This window comes from Bradyrhizobium sp. 62B (assembly GCF_030272265.2).
Lineage (GTDB): Bacteria > Pseudomonadota > Alphaproteobacteria > Rhizobiales > Xanthobacteraceae > Bradyrhizobium.
Window position 1 is genome coordinate 1,290,910 of record NZ_CP092841.2, and the last position, 17,414, is coordinate 1,308,323.

A 17,414-nucleotide genomic window follows, 5' to 3' on the forward strand; every position below is an offset into this window, starting at 1 on the left:
CATCACGTGGGGTGCCGTACTGGAGAAGCCGCACAACACTCCAATGCGCGCCATCGCGGCCGATTTTACGGCCCCGAACGCAATTTCACCCGGTTTTTCACCCCAATGCGGCCTTGCCAAACCGGGCCGTTGCACCTAGTTTCCGCCCCGTCCAGCCCCCCTTGGTCGACGGCCTTTTCAGGCACCCCTTGAGGGCGGCTCGCCAGGATGCAGTTGTAGCTCAGTTGGTTAGAGCGCCTGTCTGTGGAACAGGAGGTCGGTGGTTCGAGCCCACCCAACTGTACCAGCGGGTGCCAACGATTAAGCAGACACCACCAGGGGGCGGCCACACCAGCGTCCTAGCGTCTTAAGCATTCTCGGATTGGTGGCGTTCAGACGCGGCTGTTGTCGTGTGACTAGACACCGTTGTCATACGTTCTCGCAGTCGGGGGCTATGCTATTTTACGGTGACAATGCACCAAATCAGCAATGCCGATCAAAGCCTATCATGCACAGTCACCGTCCCTCGCGGTTCGCAATGCGATAGAGCCAAAGACGTTCATGGACAAGCAAGCCGGGCGGAAAAGATCGTGAGTTTCTTCGAGCGTCTCAAGACAGCAGCATCCGCTGAGTGGCGGGCCTACACCGAGCATCCCTTTACGAACGGATTGGCGGACGGTTCGCTCCCTGAAGCCGCGTTTCGTCACTACCTCGTTCAGGATTACCTGTTTCTCATCGAGTTTGCCCGCGCCTACGCGCTCGCGGTCTACAAGTCGCCTGGGCTTGCCGACATGCGTGAAGCCGCGGCCGGCCTGTCGGCCATCCTCGATGTCGAGATGAGCCTGCATGTAAAACTCTGTGCCGATTGGGGTCTGTCCCCGGCCGACCTTGAACAGGCCCCTCCGGCGGCCGAGATGCTGGCCTATACGCGCTACGTGCTCGACGCTGGGATGCGCGGCGATCTGCTGGCGCTCAAGGTAGCGCTTGCACCTTGCGTGATCGGGTACGCGGAGATCGCAACGCGGCTCGCTGCGCGCCCCGGTGCAGACGCCGCGACGAATGCCTATCGCGTCTGGATCGCTGAGTACGCCGGCGCGCCGTACCAGGAGGTTGCTGCCAAGGCGCGGGCGCATCTGGATCATCTCGCCGATCGCTACGCCACGCAGGCCCGCGAGGCCGAGCTGATCGCGATCTTCAAGGAAGCCACCCGGCTCGAGGCGGACTTTTGGGAGATGGGCTGGCGCGTGGGCCGGCGCACTCAATAGCGCTTTCGGCAGTCATCAAGATGATGGCGACAGTGCACGCAGGCACGCGCCTTACCCAATCATCGCCTTGATCTGTGCCGTATCCGCAAACTCGATCAGCTCTACAATCTTGCCGTCCTGAATTCTGAACAGATCCAAGATCTCGGTGCTGACTGTCTTCCCGGTTGGATGGTATCGCGCGTTGACGCGGCAATGGACGGCGACGCGATCTCCGTCGACCAGCTCGGCCAGGATCTCGCGGCCTTCGAAGCCGAAGCCGGCGGTCAACTGAGTGAAACCTGCGTGCAGGGTCGGGTGGCCCTGCAGGCTTCCTGCCAGTTCGAGTGCGCCCTTGTTGCCCATCAATGTGAATGCGCCCTCGGGATGAAAAGCCGTCACCAGGCTATCGGTGTTGCCGCTGTCGCGCGCGGCGTAGGCGGCCTTGATCAATGCGAGCATCTCTTCGCGTTGTGCCATGTCAGCCTCCCTGCAAGACGTATCAGGGCAGCCTAGCGACCTTTGCGTGTAAAGGCAAAATGATCGGGATAATGGTGCAGGTGCTCAGCGCGCCACCACCCACACCACCACCGGCAACGTCACAGCCGCCAGCAGCGTGCCCAGCGCCACCGCGCCCGAGACCGGGTTCACCAGCCGCTGATACTGCACCGCGAAGATGTAGGCGTTGGCGCCGGTCGGCATCGCCGCGAACAGCACGACGACGCCGGCGGCGATTGGCGGCAGGTCGAGCAGTCGTGTGAGCACAAAGGCGGCGGCCGGCATTGCGGCGAGCTTCAGTGCGCACATCACCAGGATGCTCAGCTTCTCGCCCTTTACCTCGAAGCGAAACAAATTGATGCCGAGCGCGATCAGCGCCGTCGGCGAGCCCGCTTGCGCGAGCAGCTCGATAGTGCGGTCGACGACGGGGGTGAGGCCGAGGCCGGTGAAACGCCAGATGACGCCGAAGCCGATCGCCAGCATCAGGGGGTTGCGGGCGAGGTCGGTGAGCACGGGGCGGATCACCGACAGCGCCGAGCCGGTGCGTTTCCGGCTGACCAGCTCCATCTGCAGGATGCCGCAGAGCCAGAGCAGCGGCGTGTTCACCGACAGGATCAGCGCCATCGGCCCCGCCGCCTCGTTGCCGAGCGCGGAGAGCACGAGGGGAATGCCGAGCATCACGATGTTGCCGTACACCGAGCCGATCGCGAACACGACGCCGTCCTCGCGGTCCTCACGCCGCGCGCGGATGAGCGCGGAGATCAGAAGCGCCGCGATCCAGGTCAGGGCGAGCGCGCCGTAATAGGCGCCCCACATCCTGTAGGGGCTGACATCGGGGAATTCCGAGACGACGATGGTGCGGAACAGCAGGGCGGGGATCGCGATGCTGAAGGCGAATTCGCTGATGCCCTTGTGCGCGCTTTCCGAGACGAAGCGAAACAGCACCGCGGCATAGCCGGCGGCGATCAGCGCAAACACCGGAGCGACGATCAGCAGTGTGGCCATGCGCGCCTACGATCCCAGTTCGATGATCCCGCGCGCGATCTGCACATTGGGAGTAGCCAATCATTCCTGCCTTCCAGCGTCTCCGCCGCTGATGACGATGATAGTGCTCGATGATGGCGAGAGTTGACAGGAACTCCCGCAACGCGAGTGCAAAATAGCGGCAAGGCTGACCAAAGACAATTTTGTGCACCGCCACCGTAATCGATTTCATACTCAGAAATCCGGTGACAGTCTTGGGAGGGCGGCCGGATCGCAATTGCCGAAGGGCAATCTCGTGTAACCTGCAGCTTCATTTAACCTAATGTATTCTCTGATCGATTGGGAACCCATGGCCCTTGCCGCCGACCGTCTCCTCCCTGCCATCGAAGCGATCTACGATGCCGCGGCGAGCCCATCACTTTGGCCATCCGCTCTTGGCAAGATCGCCGACTGCTTCGATGACACCGGCGCGATCCTGCAGTGGCGAAGGGACGATGGGGCGTTCGGAGCCATCGCCTCCGAACGCCTCGCGCCTGCGCTCGCCGACTATGGGGCGCGTTGGGCGCAGCATGATTTCAAGGCCGAACGTTGCGTTTCGTCCGGCCTTTACGTCAGCGGCGAGCCCTTCACCGATCGACACATCGGCCCGATCGACGACGCCTACCTCAACCATCCCTTCAGCAAGGAATTCCTTGCAAGGCATGGTTTGGGCTGGTTCGGATCGATCGGGGTGTCACCCGACGCACGGATCCTCGTGGCGCTCAGCGTGCAGCGAGCCTTCGCCAAGCCGCAGTTCTCCGACGCCGAACTGGACCTGATAGCGACGCTCGGGCGCCATGCCGAGAAATCGTTGCGGCTGTCGATCCGGCTGCTTGATACCGAACTGGCCAATCTGGGCCTTGGCGACGCCCTCGCGCGGATCGGCATCGGCGTGTTCGCGCTGGACTCGTCGGCCCGTGTGCTGTTCGCCAATCCGGTCGGGGAGAGCCTTCTCGGAGAGGTGTTCGACCTCGTGAACGATCGCCTGCGTGTTCGCATGGCAGCGAGCCGGGCGCCGTTCGAGACCGCGATGACGCAAACGCTTCGCGCCGAGGCGCGCGATCTGCTGGCCAAGCCGAGACCCATTCTCGTCGAGGCGAGCGCAACTGGCCGGCGTTTCGTCATCTACCTCCTGCCGATCACCGCCGGCGCACACCCGGAGAGTCATTTTCTGACCCGCACGCGAGCGATCGTGCTCGCGATCGAGTTGAAATCTGCCGAGCCGCCGGATCCCGCCATCGTGCGGGACATCCTGGGCTTGACGCTCGGGGAAGCCAGGATCGCCTCGCTGGTGGGGTCGGGCGTTCCGCCGAAACAAGCTGCGGGGCGGCTTGGGATTGCCGAAGAGACGGCGCGCAATGTGCTGAAGCGCGTATTTCAGAAGCTCGGCATATCCAGGCAGAGCGAACTCGCAGCGCTGCTTGGCCGGCTCGTGTTGCGCGGGCCCTGAACCGCCGGCCTTTGGAGGATCGGCGTCGGGAACGGCTTTCAATCGCCGCTACGATCCCAGTCCGATGATGCGGCGCGCCATGCGCACATTGGCATAGTCGATCATCTTGCCGTCCAGCGTCACCGCGCCCTGGCCGTTCGCCTCCGCCTGCTCCATGGCCTCGACGATCCGCCGCGCCTGCGCCAGCTCCGCGGCCGTCGGCATGAACGCGCGCCGCGTCGGCTCGATCTGGTCGGGGTGGATGACCTGCTTGCCGTCGAAGCCCATCGCCGCGGCCTTCTGCGCGCTGCTTTCCGTCAGCCTCGCGTCGCGGAACGCGCCGCAGGGGCCGTCGATGGCGATCAGGCCGCGCGCGCGGGCGGCCACCAGCAGGCGCATCATGGGATAGGCGAACAGGTCGAGCGGCGCGGTGGCATAGCCGCTGTTCGCCGATCCGACATGGCGGTAGCCGTCCGGCGGCACGCCGATGTCGGAGGAGCGCGCGCCGATGGAAGCGGCGAAATCGCCGACGCCGAGATGCAGTGCGGCGACGCTGGCGTGGCACGCGGTGAGCGCGTCGACATTGACGAGGCCGAGCGCGGTCTCGATCAGCAAGTCCAGCGCGACCGGTTCGGCGCGATCGGGCGCGGCCGCGCGCAGCTGATCGGCGATCGCAACGATGTCGCTCGGGTTCTCGGCCTTCGGCACGATCAAGGCATCGAGCCGCGGCAGCGCCGCCAGCGCGCGGAGCTCATCGCCGATGAACGGGCTGTCGACGGCGTTGATCCTGACAGTCACGCGCTTGCTGCCCCAGTCGAGCGCGGCGAGCGATTGCACGGCTTCGCCCAGGGCAAGGCTCTTCTCGGACGGCGGCACCGCGTCCTCGAGGTCCATGAACACCGCATCCGCCATGGAGCTGGCTGCCTTGGCGACGAGACGGGCGCGATGCGCGGGGACGGCGAGGGTGGCCCGCACGGGCTGCTGATGCGCCATCGTCACGCGTCCTTCTCGAGGCCAAGTTCGCTGATGATGGCCTCGTTGTGCTGCCCCACATCGGGCACCGGATCCATCCGCGGCGTGAGGCCCGGAATGGTCAGCGCGGGCAGGAAGCTCATCACCGGCCCGCAGGGCGACCCCACGCTTTGCACGCGTGAGCGCGCGTGGAGCTGCTCATGCGCCAGGAACGCCTCGACCGAGTTCAGATGCGCGTTGGCGACCCCGGCCTCATCCAGCAGCCGCAGCACCTCTTCCCCGGTCATGGACGCAAAGCGCTGCTCGATATGGGCCTGCAGCTCGTCGCGGTTCTGCATGCGCAGCGGATTGGTGCGGAAGCGCGGGTCGTCGGCTAATGCGGCATCGCCGAGCACGATGCGGCAGAGCGAGCGCCATTCCCGGTCGTTCTGGATGCCAAAGAAGACGGTCGTGCCGTCGCCGATACGGAACGGGCCGTAGGGCGCGATCGTGGCGTGCCTTGCGCCGGTGCGCGGCAGCGGCCGGCCGGTACTCTGCGTGTAGAAGGCGGGATAGCTCATCCAGTCCGTGATGGAATCGAACAGCGAGGCCTGGAAGGCCGTGCCCTTGCCGGTCCGCTCGCGGCGGTACAGCGCCATCAGGACGCCGTTGAGGATGTACATGCCGGTGGCGATGTCGACCACGGACAGCCCGACCTTGGCCGGCTCCGCCTCGGTGCCGTTGATCGCGAGCACGCCGGCCTCGCACTGCACCAAGAGGTCATAGGCCTTCTTGTCGCTGTAGGGACCGCCGGTGCCATAGCCCGAGACGTCGCAGGCGATGATGCGCGGATGCTTTTTGAGGAGCGACGCCGCATCGAGGCCGAGTCTTTCAGCCGCGCCCGGCGCGAGGTTCTGGATGAATACATCGGCCTGCGGCAGCAGGGCGTCGAGCACCTTGCGGCCGTCCTCGCTCTTGATGTCGATGGCAAGGCTCTCCTTGGAGCGGTTGGTCCAGACGAACTGGCTCGACATCCCGTTCATCACATGGTCGTAGTCCCTGCAGAAATCGCCCGCGCCCGGCCGCTCGATCTTGATGACCCGCGCGCCCCAGTCCGCCAAATGACGGCTCGCCAGCGGCGCCGCGATCGCCTGCTCGAGCGAGACCACCGTGACGCCCGACAGCGGCAGCTCCGCCTCATTCCCCTCCATGTGACTTCTCCTCACGTGCGCTTGTCGACCGGCGCAGGAGACAAGCCGGCCACCCCACGCGCATCTTCTTGGATGTGACATGATGCCCCTGTTTTGCCCGGCAAGTCAAACGTGGCTTCGTTTAATCCTAAAAATTGCTGAGGGATTGCCGGCACTTGGCTACTGTGCATGGGGTTGTTTTCGCGTTTTTTGGGGTTGGCCTTCAGGAACCGTCGATTGCTGGTGCCAGGCTGTCCGCCTGTTGCCGAGACCGCACAGCTCCGACCTTTCGCATCTCCCATCGGTTGCCAACCAACCGCGGTTCACCCACTATCCGCTTCCTATTCGACCTGTGGGGGACGAGATGCCGGCGCTTCGCTTCAAGACATCCTTGGCTGCTGCAACCCTCGGGATGGCCCTGGCCGTGCTGGTCCAGCCCGGTGCCGGCTTCGCCTACACCCAGGAGGAGCAGCAGGCCTGCACGCCGGATGCGATGCGGCTGTGCGGCGACTTCGTGCCGAACGTCGATGCCATCACCGCTTGCATGATCAAGAAGAAGGCGCAGCTCTCGCCGCAATGCGCGGTGTTCTTCCGCCGCGGACCGGAGCCGGGCGAGCAGCGCGCCGGCAGGCCGACCAACATCGCGCCCAAAACGGCGAAGAAGACCACCAAGCCGGCGAGCAAGAAGAAGAAGACCAGCGACGGCTGAGCGCGGGGGGCCTGCGTTCCTCTTTCGAAACCTCGTAAGGTAACGGACTCCTTTTGTTCGCGCAGACTGGCGCGAGGCTTGCGGCGTTGACGGACAGGCGCAACGGAAAAGAGTCGGGTGCCGCTCTGCGCGGCGAGGTTGCATCCGGTTTTCTGCCGAACGACTGCTCAAAAAGCGCACACAAGCCTGGATGCACTGCGTTTCATTTCAGTTCGTGTCGCGCCTTGCACATCGCAGTGTGACTCAAAAGCCAGCACGCCTTGTTATTTCGTGACCGCCGCGCAACTCTCGATAAATTTATCTTTCACGAATCAGCGCAGTGATTCATTTTCGCAGCCTGGGGTCAATCTGGAGGCCGAAGGTATGAACGTTATTGTTTTTGCATCGCGTAAAGGCGGCTCGGGCAAGAGTACCCTCGCCGCACATCTTGCCGCACAGATCAAGGCGAGCAAGCAGGTCATGCTCGTGGACGCGGACCCGCAGGGCTCGCTGACGCTGTGGCACAAGCTGCGCGGCACCAACGAGCCGCCGATCAAGGCGGCCGTGAACTCCGTCAGCGGCATCGTCTCCGCCGCCAAGCGCGACGGTTATGAATGGGTGTTGATCGACACGCCGCCGAACCTGTCGGCCGTCGTCGACGACGCGATCAAGAACGCCACCATGGTGGTGATTCCCGCCCGTCCCGGCGTGTTCGACGTCAACGCGGTGCAGGAGACCATCCAGATGTGCCGCGCCGCGCGCAAGCCCTATGCGGTCGTGCTCAACGGTGCGCCGGCCAAGCGCGACGAAGCCGAAAGCCCGATCGTCACCATCGCCCGCGAAGCCCTGGCGAAATTCCGTGCGCCGGTGTGGGGCGGCCAGATCACCAACCGTTCGGATCTCCTGATGGCGTTGAGCCATGGCGAGGGCGCGCGGGAGTATCAGGCCGAGAGCCGTGCGGCCCAGGAAATCGCAAGGCTGTGGGCGGCAATCGAGCGTTCAGTGAAGGCCATTCGCGGCACGGCGTCGGCATCCGGCGCAATGCACAAGCAGGCAGCCTAATTTTTCATAAATCATTCCCCGGACGACAAACGCGCGGACGCCCGCGCGTTTTGCGTTTCTGGATGATGGTACGTCATGCCGGGACAAGCCCGGTCATGGCGACGAGGAAGGAAAGCTGAACTGCAAGCCGAAGCTTACGCCACCATCAGCATGTAGAACACAATGACCGGCGACAGCGTCAGGATCACCGACCAGATGCCGACGGCCCAGAGAATGTCCTCGGTGGTGAAACCCTGCTCGGTGGACAGCTTCTCGTAATCAGCGTCGAAATGCGACGCCATTTCATTATGACTATTCACAAACGCCCCCGCGATTTCTTCGCTTATGGGCGTGGACGATACCCGGGATGTTTTAAAATTCCGGCTTGCAGGCTGCCACGTATTTGAACACAGCTCTGCCCTTCGGATTAACCATCCGGGCTCGTCTGTGTCAGCCGACCAGCCAGACCCGAAACAGCAGCGCCGGCATCAGGCCGAGCATCACCGCCCAGAACCCGAACGACGACACGACGAGAATTCCCTGCAAAAGATCGGCCGGCGCGAACTGGCTCGCGGCCGTCGGCCGTGTGCGATGCCCCATGGTCATTCCCCCTGTGAGAAGCCTTTCGAGGCCTACGATAGGCACCAGAGCGTAAACGAGGCGTGGATGCGCAATGCCGCGGACGCGAAGGCTGTTCGCGCGATGTTAACCACGGGGCGGTCTCTCACCACGGTCATTCCGGGTTCGCGACCTCGTCGCGCCCGGAATGACATGCGAAAGCAGTGACGAGCCGCTACGCCGCGACCTTCGTCCGCCGCTCGATCTCGCGATCGATCGTCGCCGCGAGCTCGCTGCTGACCTCCACCATCGGCAGGCGCACTTCGGGGCTGTCGATCAGGCCGCAGCGCCACAGCCAGTACTTCGCCGGCGCCGGGCTCGGTTCGGTGAACAACAGGCGCGTCAGCTCGGCGACCTCCTGCCAGCGTGCCAGTGCCGCGTCGTGATGGCCGCGCTTCAGTTCGGCATGGACGGCCGCAAAGGTCGCGGTCTCGACATGGGCGGACAGCACGATGCCGCCGTCGGCGCCGTCGGTGAGCGCCTCGAAATAGTTCGCGTCCTCGCCGGTGAGCACGCGAAACTGCTTTGGGCGATCGCGCAGCAGCGCGATGGATTGCTCGCGGCTCGCGCCGCAATCCTTCAGGCCGACGATGTTCCTGTGCTCGGCGAGCCGCAGCATGGTCTGGTTGGTGATGTTCACCGAGGTGCGATAGGGAATGTTGTAGAGCGCGAGCGGCCAGGCGGCGTGATCGGCGAGCGTCTCGAAATGCGCCAGCAATCCGCGCTGCGAGGGCCGCACATAATAGGGGCTCGCGATCAGATAGCCGTCGATCGGCCAGTCCGCGGTCTCGTCGAGACGCTCCTGCAGCCGCGCGGTGTCGGCGCCCGACAGCCCGAGGCAGATCGGCAACGTGCGCCGGCCGGCCGCCATTTCGTCGCGCACGATGGCGACCAGACGTTCGAGCTCGGCCTCGCGCAGCGTCATGCCTTCGCCGGAGGTCGCCCCCAAAATAAGGCCGTCGATGCCTTGCCCGGCGTAGTGCCGCGTCAGCCGCCGCAGCGAGCGCTCGTCGAGCGCCCCATCGCGAAACGGCGTCACCAGCGGCAGCCACAGCCCGTGCAATTGTTCCTGTAGACCAGTCATGTTTCCATCTCCTTCTCGGGAAAAACCTGAGACGGAGGGCACATGAAAAAACCCCGTCCAGGCGGCGGGGTTTTCGAAGATTTGCAGCGATGACGAAGCTTAGCTAGCGCGCGCAAACATCCGAGGCCCCGGAATGGGGGCCTTTTTTCGAGGCGATCGCCTTGAACGAGATTGCGCACGACTTCGTGATCATTTGCAAATGATGCGGGGTATGCGCGGAACTGTCAATACACGCAAAGGGCGAACGCCGATTTGGCAGAAAAAAAGCCGGGCCCAAAGAGCCCGGCTTAAGGTATTGGCCACGTGAGGCCGACACAATCACCTTCCAAGAGGGATTACTGAACTCCCGCGCCACTGGAGGAGGGGGACAAATGCGCAACGCGAAGGCTCAGCGTGCAAACAGTATGGGCTTGACGAGCGGCCTGCAGCAACAGCCGAGGCCGCATGTCAGTCATGCGGAAATCAGGACGGCCAGCGCTGCGCCTTGCTGACCACGAAGTCGCGGAACACCTGCACGCGCGCGACGGTCTTCAATTCCTCGGGATAGACGAAGTAGGTGTCGAGCTGGATCGAGTCGGACTCGCCGAACAGCTGCACGAGTTTGCTCTGTTCCTCGACGAGGTAGTCGGGCAGCGCGGCGATGCCGAGACCCTGCTGACAGGCGCGCACGAGACCGAGGATGTTATTCACTCGGAAATAGGCTTCGCGCGGACCGGAGCCGTTGCGGCCGGCTTCGACCAGCCAGTTGCGGTTCTGCAGGTGCGGCGCGAAGTTGCCGTCCGAGAGCGTGATGATGCGGTGGGAGTCGAGCTCCTCCAGCGTGCGCGGCGTGCCGAAGCGCTTGATGTATTCCGGCGAGCAATAGGCGTGGAAGCCCATCGCGAACAGCTTGCGCTGGATCAGATCCGGCTGCGTCGGCTTGCGGGTGCGGATCGCGACATCCGCCTCGCGCATCGACAGGTCGAGCTCCTCGTCGGTGACGATCAGGGAGATCCGGATCTCCGGATAGAGCGCGGTGAATTCGCCGAGCCGCGGGATCAGCCAGTTGATGCCGACGCCGGGCGTGGTGGTGATCTTGAGGTCGCCGCTCGGCCGCTCGCGGCTGTCGGTGAGCTTCGCGCGCGCCGCCTGCAGCTGCATGAACACGTCATGCGCGGTGCGGAACAGCAGGTCACCCTGCTCGGTGAGGATCAGGCCGCGGGCGTGGCGGTGGAACAGCGAGACCGAAAGCTCCTGCTCCAGCGCCGAGACCTGGCGTGACACCGCCGATTGCGACAGGCCGAGCTGCTCGCCGGCATGCGTGAAGCTGCCCGCTTCCGCCGCTGCGTGAAACACCTTCAGCTTGTCCCAGTCCATATCCGTAAATCCGTCGCGTGTTCGAGGCATGATCGTTATTCCGCTGCCGCGCGCTCGCTGGCGCGCAGGGCCAAGAAACGTTCGGCCTCGAGCGCTGCCATGCATCCGAGGCCTGCGGCCGTCACGGCCTGGCGATAAGTCTCGTCGGCGACGTCGCCGGCGGCGAACAGGCCGGGCACCGAGGTGGCGGTCGAGTTCGGGGCGGTCTCGACGTAACCCGACGGTTTCAGCTTGATCTGGTCTTTCACGAGCTCGGTCGCCGGCGCATGGCCGATGGCGATGAAGACGCCGTCGGTCTTCACGTCCGTCAGCGCGCCGGTCTTGACGTTCTTCAGGCGCACATGGGTGACCTTGTTCGGGTTCTCGGTGCCGCAGATCTCGTCCACGGCCGAGTCCCAGATCACCCTGATCTTCGGATGCTTGAACAGGCGCTCCTGCAGGATCCGCTCGGCGCGGAAATGATCGCGGCGATGTACGATGGTGACCTGCGAGGCATGGTTGGTGAGGTACAGGGCTTCCTCGACCGCGGTATTGCCGCCGCCGACCACCACGACCTCCTTGTTGCGGTAGAAGAAGCCGTCGCAGGTGGCGCAGGCCGACACACCGCCGCCCTGGAATTTTACTTCCGACGGCAGCCCGAGCCAGCGCGCCTGCGCGCCAGTGGCGAGAATGACGGCGTCGGCGAGATAGACGTCGCCGGAATCGCAGGTGAGGCGGAACGGCCGCTGCGCCGTATCCAGCTTGATGACCAGGTCGGTGACGATCTTGGTGCCGACATGGACTGCCTGCTTCTCCATCTGCTCCATCAGCCAGGGGCCCTGGATCACGTCGGCAAAGCCCGGATAGTTCTCGACATCGGTCGTGATGGTGAGCTGGCCGCCAGGCTGGATGCCTTGGATCAGGATCGGCTCGAGCATCGCGCGCGCGGCGTAGATCGCGGCGGTGTAACCGGCGGGGCCGGAGCCGATAATGACGACCTTTGCATGAACAGGAGCGGACATTTCGATGGACGCCTTTCACGGGGGATCTGCAGCGCGGGCGCGGAACATGCCGGGAGGCGTCGCGGAGGCGCTGAAATATCAGAGCTAATCTAAGCGTTCTGGTGAGCTATGCAAGAATTGCATTCCCTGTCGGCGGATTTTTCCAACAGGGAACAAAAGTCGATTGCGGTGCACGCGCAATAAAATTGCGCTGGCCGTCCAGACTGGGTATGAGGATTGCGATAAGCCCACCAATACCGCCGTTAAAGGCCAGGAGTTCCAATCACGTGTCGCGGAACCTAGACGAGATCGACCTGAAAATTCTCACCGAGATTCAGGCCGACGGTCGAATCACGAATGTCGAGCTGGCCAAGCGCGTCGGCATCTCGCCGCCGCCCTGCCTGCGCCGCGTCCGGGCGCTGGAGGAAGAGGGTTATATCCACGGCTATCGCGGCCTGCTCGACGCCCGCAAGCTTGGCTTCGACGTGACCGTGTTTGCCGCCGTGCACCTGTCCAGCCAGGCCGAGGCCGATTTGCGCGCCTTTGAGGAATTCGTCCGCGCCGAGCCGCTGGTTCGCGAATGCTGGATGCTGTCGGGCGAGGTTGATTTCATCCTCAAATGTGTCGCCCCCGACATGGCGACCTTTCAGGATTTCGTCACCCATCTCACGGCCGCGCCGCATGTGCGGAATGTGCGGACCTCGCTGGTGCTGCATAATTCGAAATACGAGGCCGCCGTGCCGCTCGAGGTGAAGGGGCGGAGGTAGAGCGCCGCTCTCGTGCCCCGGACGCAGCGCAGTGCCACTTCGGCGGTGCGCGCTGCAGAGCCGGGACACGAGGGTGGTGGGTGTCGCTGCTGCGCACTCCGTCATTGCGAGCGTAGCGAAGCAATCCAGAGTCTTTCCGCAGCAGCAGTCTGGATTGCTTCGTCGCGTTGCGCCTCGCAATGACGACAAGTTACAGCGAGGCTCGGCTCACTCAACAACACGCCGAAACAAGAAGGCCGCGCATCGCGCGGCCTTCTCGGAACGGCGTCGTTTGCAGCGGCAAATCCTTACCGCCACTCCACCTTGGTGATCTCATAGGCCTTGGCGCCGCCGGGGGCGTTGACCTCGACGGTCGAGCCCTTCTTCTTGCCGATCAGCGCGCGGGCCAGCGGCGAGGTGATGGAGATGCGGCCTTTCTTGGCGTCGGCCTCGACCTCGCCGACGATCTGCCACACCGCCTTCTTCTCGGTGTCCTCGTCGACCAAAGTCACGGTGGCGCCGAACTTGATGGTGTCGCCGGAGAGCTTCGAGATGTCGATGATGTCGGCGCGCGCAAGCTTGTCCTCGAGCTCGGCGATGCGGCCCTCATTGTGGGACTGCTCTTCCTTCGCGGCATGATATTCCGCGTTCTCCGACAGGTCTCCGTGCGAGCGCGCTTCCGCGATATGCTCGATGATCCGCGGACGATCTTCCGACTGGCGCTTCTTCAATTCTTCCCCGAGCGCGACAAAGCCGGCCTGGGTCATCGGAACCTTTTCCATCTCTTCTCTCGTCCTTCAGCTGCGCGCCTCACAAAGACCGCGGGGCGCGGCAACCTTGATTCGTCGATATTCCCGGGGCTGAACACGCGCCCGCCGGGAGTTTATGTGGGTCTGGCGCCGGAACAGAACAACCGCATGGCCGGATCAGTTCCTCCGGCCATTGTGGCTTCATTGCCAATCACTTAGCGGCGGTTTCACCGCCGCTAGCGATCAGGTTTCCGAAAAGTAGCTCTGCAGGGTACGAACCTCAAGGTCCCCGCCCAGATAGGCGCGGATGCCCTGCGCGGCCGCCACGGCCCCGGAAAGAGTGGTGTAATACGGCACTTTATGCAAGAGGGCCGCGCGCCGCAGCGAACGGCTGTCGGCCAGCGCCTGCGGGCCTTCCGTGGTGTTGAAGACGAGCTGGACGTCGCCATTAGTGATGGCGTCGACGATGTGCGGCCGTCCTTCCAGCACCTTGTTCACCTTCTCGGTCGGGATGCCCTGATCGGTCAGGAAGCGCTGCGTGCCGGAGGTCGCCAGCACCTTGAAGCCGAGCGAATGCAGTTCGCGCACGGCTTCCGCGATACGCGTCTTGTCGCTTTCACGCACCGAGACGAACACCGTGCCCTTGCGCGGTACTCGCGTGCCGCCTCCGAGCTGGCTCTTGGCGAAGGCCACCTCGAAGTTGCGGTCGATGCCCATGACCTCGCCGGTCGAGCGCATCTCGGGGCCGAGCACCGTGTCGACGCCGGGGAAGCGCGCGAAGGGGAAGACCGATTCCTTGACGCCGACGTGCTTGAGCTTCGCCTTCTTCAGCTTGAAATCGGCGAGCTTCTCACCGGCCATGACGCGCGCGGCGATCTTGGCGACCGGCGTGCCGACCACCTTGGCGACGAAGGGCACGGTGCGCGAGGCGCGCGGGTTGACTTCGAGCACGTAGATCTCGCCGTCCTTGATGGCGTATTGCACGTTCATCAGGCCGACGACGTCGAGGCCGAGCGCGAGCTCGCGGGTCTGCCGCTCCAGCTCCTCGATCATCTTCCCATCGAGCGAGTGCGGCGGCAGCGAGCAGGCGCTGTCGCCGGAATGGATGCCGGCTTCCTCGATGTGCTCCATGATGCCGACGATGAAGGTGTCCTTGCCGTCGCAGAGGCAATCGACGTCGATCTCGGTGGCGTCGGACAGATAGCGGTCGAACAGCAGCGGGTTCTTGCCGAGCACGGTGTTGATCTGCCCGGTCTTGTCGTTCGGATAGCGCGCCTTGACGTCCGCCGGCACCAGCTCCGGCAGCGTGCCGAGCAGATAGTCGTTGAGCTGATTCTCCTCGCGGATGATCTGCATCGCGCGGCCGCCGAGCACGTAGGACGGGCGCACCACCAGCGGCAGGCCGAGATCTGCGGAGACGAGCCTTGCCTGCTCGACCGAATAGGCGATGCCGTTCTTCGGCTGCTTGAGGCGAAGCTTGTCGAGCACGCGCTTGAAGCGGTCGCGGTCCTCGGCAAGGTCGATGGCGTCGGGCGAGGTGCCGAGGATCGGCACTTCGGCAGCTTCCAGCGCGCGTGCCAGCTTCAGCGGCGTCTGGCCGCCGAACTGCACGATCACGCCGTGCAGCGTGCCGTTCGAGCGCTCCTTGGTGATGATCTCCAGCACGTCCTCGGCGGTGAGCGGCTCGAAATAGAGCCGGTCGGCCGTGTCATAGTCGGTCGACACCGTCTCCGGATTGCAGTTGACCATGATGGATTCGTAGCCGGCATCATGCAGCGCGAAGCAGGCGTGACAGCAGCAATAATCGAACTCGATGCCCTGGCCGATACGGTTGGGCCCGCCGCCGAGAATGATGACCTTCTTCTTGTCTGACGGGGTGCTCTCGTCCGCCGGCGCACCTGCAAACAACGCCTCATAGGTCGAATACATGTAGGCGGTGGGCGAGGCGAATTCGGCCGCGCAAGTGTCGATGCGCTTGTAGACGGGCCGAACGCCGAGCGCATGGCGCTTCGCGGTGACCTCGGCCTCCGTCGTCTGGGCGAGCACCGCGAGCCGCGCGTCGGAGAAGCCCATGCTCTTCAGCGTGCGCATGCCGAAGGCGTTGCCGGGCAGGCCGTTCTTCCGGACTTTCTCCTCCATGTCGACGATGCCGCGCATCTCGCTGAGGAACCACGGGTCGATCTTGCAGGAGTTGAAGATGTCCTCGTTCGACCAGCCGAGCCGCATGGCCTGGGCGACCTGGAGCAGCCGGTTCGGCGTCGGCGTGCCCAGTGCGGCACGGATCGCGTTCTTGTCGTCGTCGCGGCCGAGACCCTCGATCTCGATCTCGTCGAGGCCCGTGAGACCGGTCTCGAGCCCGCGCAGGGCCTTTTGCAGGCTTTCCTGGAAGGTGCGGCCGATCGCCATGACCTCGCCGACCGATTTCATCGACGTGGTCAACGTGGTCGAGGCGCCCGGGAATTTCTCGAAGGCGAAGCGCGGCACCTTGGTGACGACGTAGTCGATGGTCGGCTCGAACGAGGCCGGCGTGGCGCCGCCGGTGATGTCGTTGGCGATCTCGTCCAGGGTGTAGCCGACCGCGAGCTTGGCGGCGACCTTGGCGATCGGAAAGCCGGTGGCCTTGGACGCCAGCGCGGAGGAGCGCGACACGCGCGGATTCATCTCGATGACGACCATGCGGCCGTCTTCGGGATTGACGCCGAACTGCACGTTGGAGCCGCCGGTCTCGACGCCGATCTCGCGCAGCACCGCCAACGAGGCGTCGCGCATGATCTGGTATTCCTTGTCGGTCAGCGTCAGCGCCGGCGCCACCGTGATGGAATCGCCGGTGTGCACGCCCATCGGATCGAGGTTCTCGATCGAGCAGACGATGATGCAATTGTCATTCTTGTCGCGCACCACCTCCATCTCGTACTCTTTCCAGCCGAGCACGGATTCTTCGATCAGCACTTCGTTGGTGGGAGACGCATCGAGGCCGCGCTCGATGATGTCGAGGAACTCTTCCTTGTTGTAGGCGATGCCGCCGCCGGTGCCGCCCATGGTGAAGGAGGGGCGGATGATCGCGGGCAGGCCGATCTCGGACAGCGCCATCATCGCCTGTCCCATCGCATATTCCTGATAGCGCTTGCGACGGTCGCCTTCGCCCAGCGTCCATTGCCGCTCGAGCTCTTCGAGCGCTGCGCCGGACGCCTTCTCGCGCGCCGCCTGGTACTTGTCGCGGAAAGACTTCTTCAGGTCGGAAGCATTGGCGAGCCGCGACTTCGGCGTCTCCAGCCCGATCTTGGTCATGGCCTCGCGGAACAGCTGGCGGTCCTCGGCCTTGTCGATGGCGTCGGCGGTGGCGCCGATCATCTCGACGTCGAACTTCTCCAGCGTGCCTTGCCGGCGCAGCGACAGCGCGCAGTTCAGCGCGGTCTGTCCGCCCATGGTCGGCAGCAGCGCGAAGCCGCCGGGGATGACGTGACGTTCCTTCTCGATGATCTTGGCGACGATCTCGGGCGTGATCGGCTCGATATAGGTCGCATCGGCCAATTCCGGGTCGGTCATGATGGTGGCCGGGTTGGAATTGACGAGGACGATGCGATAGCCCTCCTCCTTCAGCGTCTTCACCGCCTGGGTGCCCGAATAGTCGAACTCGCAGGCCTGGCCGATCACGATGGGACCGGCGCCGATGATCAGGATGGTGGTGATGTCTGTACGTTTGGGCATCAACTCTCGCCGGACTGGAATTTGGGCACAAAAAAAGGGCGCGCTGCTGCGCGTCCCTGTGGCCGAGAGCGCGGTGGTCTCCCTCGCGCGCGGGTGGGTCTTAGACCAGTTTTTGGGGCGGCGAAACCCCGAA

General features: G+C 64.2%; 16 protein-coding genes and 1 tRNA gene. 6 read left to right on the top strand and 11 right to left on the bottom strand.

Annotation, left to right across the window (positions count from 1 at the left end):
• The first annotated feature begins 209 nt into the window (after positions 1–209).
• Positions 210–286: transfer RNA gene (locus ML401_RS06160), tRNA-His, on the top strand.
• Between the two features lie 283 nt (positions 287–569).
• On the top strand, positions 570–1,244 hold the full coding sequence (gene tenA / locus ML401_RS06165) for a thiaminase II (protein WP_285810652.1): 675 nt from the start codon (positions 570–572) through the stop codon (positions 1,242–1,244).
• A gap of 51 nt (positions 1,245–1,295) precedes the next feature.
• Here the strand turns inward: tenA and ML401_RS06170 are convergent, their stop codons facing one another.
• Both ML401_RS06170 and ML401_RS06175 read right to left on the bottom strand, forming a co-directional pair.
• On the bottom strand, positions 1,296–1,700 hold the full coding sequence (locus ML401_RS06170; protein ID WP_285810654.1) for a nuclear transport factor 2 family protein: 405 nt from the start codon (positions 1,698–1,700) through the stop codon (positions 1,296–1,298).
• An 84-nt stretch (positions 1,701–1,784) separates the two neighbouring features.
• Positions 1,785–2,723: an AEC family transporter gene (locus ML401_RS06175; protein ID WP_211418450.1), complete on the bottom strand. Its 939-nt coding sequence runs from the start codon at positions 2,721–2,723 to the stop codon at positions 1,785–1,787.
• A 328-nt stretch (positions 2,724–3,051) separates the two neighbouring features.
• Here ML401_RS06175 and ML401_RS06180 point away from each other — a divergent pair, with 328 nt between their 5' ends.
• On the top strand, positions 3,052–4,191 hold the full coding sequence (locus ML401_RS06180) for a helix-turn-helix transcriptional regulator (RefSeq protein WP_285810657.1): 1,140 nt from the start codon (positions 3,052–3,054) through the stop codon (positions 4,189–4,191).
• 48 nt (positions 4,192–4,239) lie between these two features.
• Here the strand turns inward: ML401_RS06180 and ML401_RS06185 are convergent, their stop codons facing one another.
• Positions 4,240–5,163, bottom strand: a complete 924-nt coding sequence (locus ML401_RS06185) for a CoA ester lyase (RefSeq protein ID WP_285810659.1) — start codon at positions 5,161–5,163, stop codon at positions 4,240–4,242.
• 2 nt (positions 5,164–5,165) lie between these two features.
• Positions 5,166–6,332: a CaiB/BaiF CoA-transferase family protein gene (locus ML401_RS06190; RefSeq protein ID WP_285810660.1), complete on the bottom strand. Its 1,167-nt coding sequence runs from the start codon at positions 6,330–6,332 to the stop codon at positions 5,166–5,168.
• A gap of 343 nt (positions 6,333–6,675) precedes the next feature.
• Between ML401_RS06190 and ML401_RS06195 the strand changes: the two genes are divergently transcribed.
• The gene (locus tag ML401_RS06195; protein WP_285810662.1) at positions 6,676–7,020 is read left to right on the top strand and encodes a hypothetical protein; all 345 of its coding nucleotides are present in this window, start codon (positions 6,676–6,678) and stop codon (positions 7,018–7,020) included.
• Between the two features lie 363 nt (positions 7,021–7,383).
• On the top strand, positions 7,384–8,061 hold the full coding sequence (locus ML401_RS06200; protein WP_025032179.1) for a ParA family protein: 678 nt from the start codon (positions 7,384–7,386) through the stop codon (positions 8,059–8,061).
• A 134-nt stretch (positions 8,062–8,195) separates the two neighbouring features.
• Here the strand turns inward: ML401_RS06200 and ML401_RS06205 are convergent, their stop codons facing one another.
• The 5 genes from ML401_RS06205 to trxB all read right to left on the bottom strand — a co-directional run bounded on the left by ML401_RS06205 (position 8,196) and on the right by trxB (position 12,099).
• Positions 8,196–8,360: a hypothetical protein gene (locus ML401_RS06205; RefSeq protein WP_313754214.1), complete on the bottom strand. Its 165-nt coding sequence runs from the start codon at positions 8,358–8,360 to the stop codon at positions 8,196–8,198.
• 130 nt (positions 8,361–8,490) lie between these two features.
• Positions 8,491–8,640 carry a hypothetical protein gene (locus ML401_RS06210; RefSeq protein WP_194406162.1) on the bottom strand — a complete coding sequence of 50 codons (150 nt, stop codon included), beginning with the start codon at positions 8,638–8,640 and terminating at the stop codon, positions 8,491–8,493.
• Positions 8,641–8,833: 193 nt separating this feature from the next.
• A complete protein-coding gene (locus tag ML401_RS06215; RefSeq protein ID WP_285810671.1) occupies positions 8,834–9,742 on the bottom strand; it encodes a 4-hydroxy-tetrahydrodipicolinate synthase in 909 nt (302 codons plus the stop codon).
• Between the two features lie 462 nt (positions 9,743–10,204).
• Positions 10,205–11,128, bottom strand: coding sequence for a LysR family transcriptional regulator (locus ML401_RS06220; RefSeq protein WP_026201990.1), 924 nt, complete (start codon positions 11,126–11,128; stop codon positions 10,205–10,207).
• Between the two features lie 5 nt (positions 11,129–11,133).
• Positions 11,134–12,099 (bottom strand): thioredoxin-disulfide reductase, encoded by a 966-nt coding sequence (gene trxB / locus ML401_RS06225; protein ID WP_211418443.1) that lies wholly within the window; start codon positions 12,097–12,099, stop codon positions 11,134–11,136.
• A gap of 266 nt (positions 12,100–12,365) precedes the next feature.
• Between trxB and ML401_RS06230 the strand changes: the two genes are divergently transcribed.
• Positions 12,366–12,845, top strand: coding sequence for an Lrp/AsnC family transcriptional regulator (locus ML401_RS06230; protein WP_008135853.1), 480 nt, complete (start codon positions 12,366–12,368; stop codon positions 12,843–12,845).
• A gap of 287 nt (positions 12,846–13,132) precedes the next feature.
• Here the strand turns inward: ML401_RS06230 and greA are convergent, their stop codons facing one another.
• Together greA and carB are read right to left on the bottom strand one after the other, a co-directional pair.
• Entirely contained in the window at positions 13,133–13,606 is a 474-nt protein-coding gene (gene greA / locus ML401_RS06235) for a transcription elongation factor GreA (protein ID WP_097657627.1), read from the bottom strand.
• A gap of 210 nt (positions 13,607–13,816) precedes the next feature.
• Positions 13,817–17,281, bottom strand: a complete 3,465-nt coding sequence (gene carB / locus ML401_RS06240) for a carbamoyl-phosphate synthase large subunit (protein ID WP_285810678.1) — start codon at positions 17,279–17,281, stop codon at positions 13,817–13,819.
• Positions 17,282–17,414 lie beyond the last annotated feature (133 nt).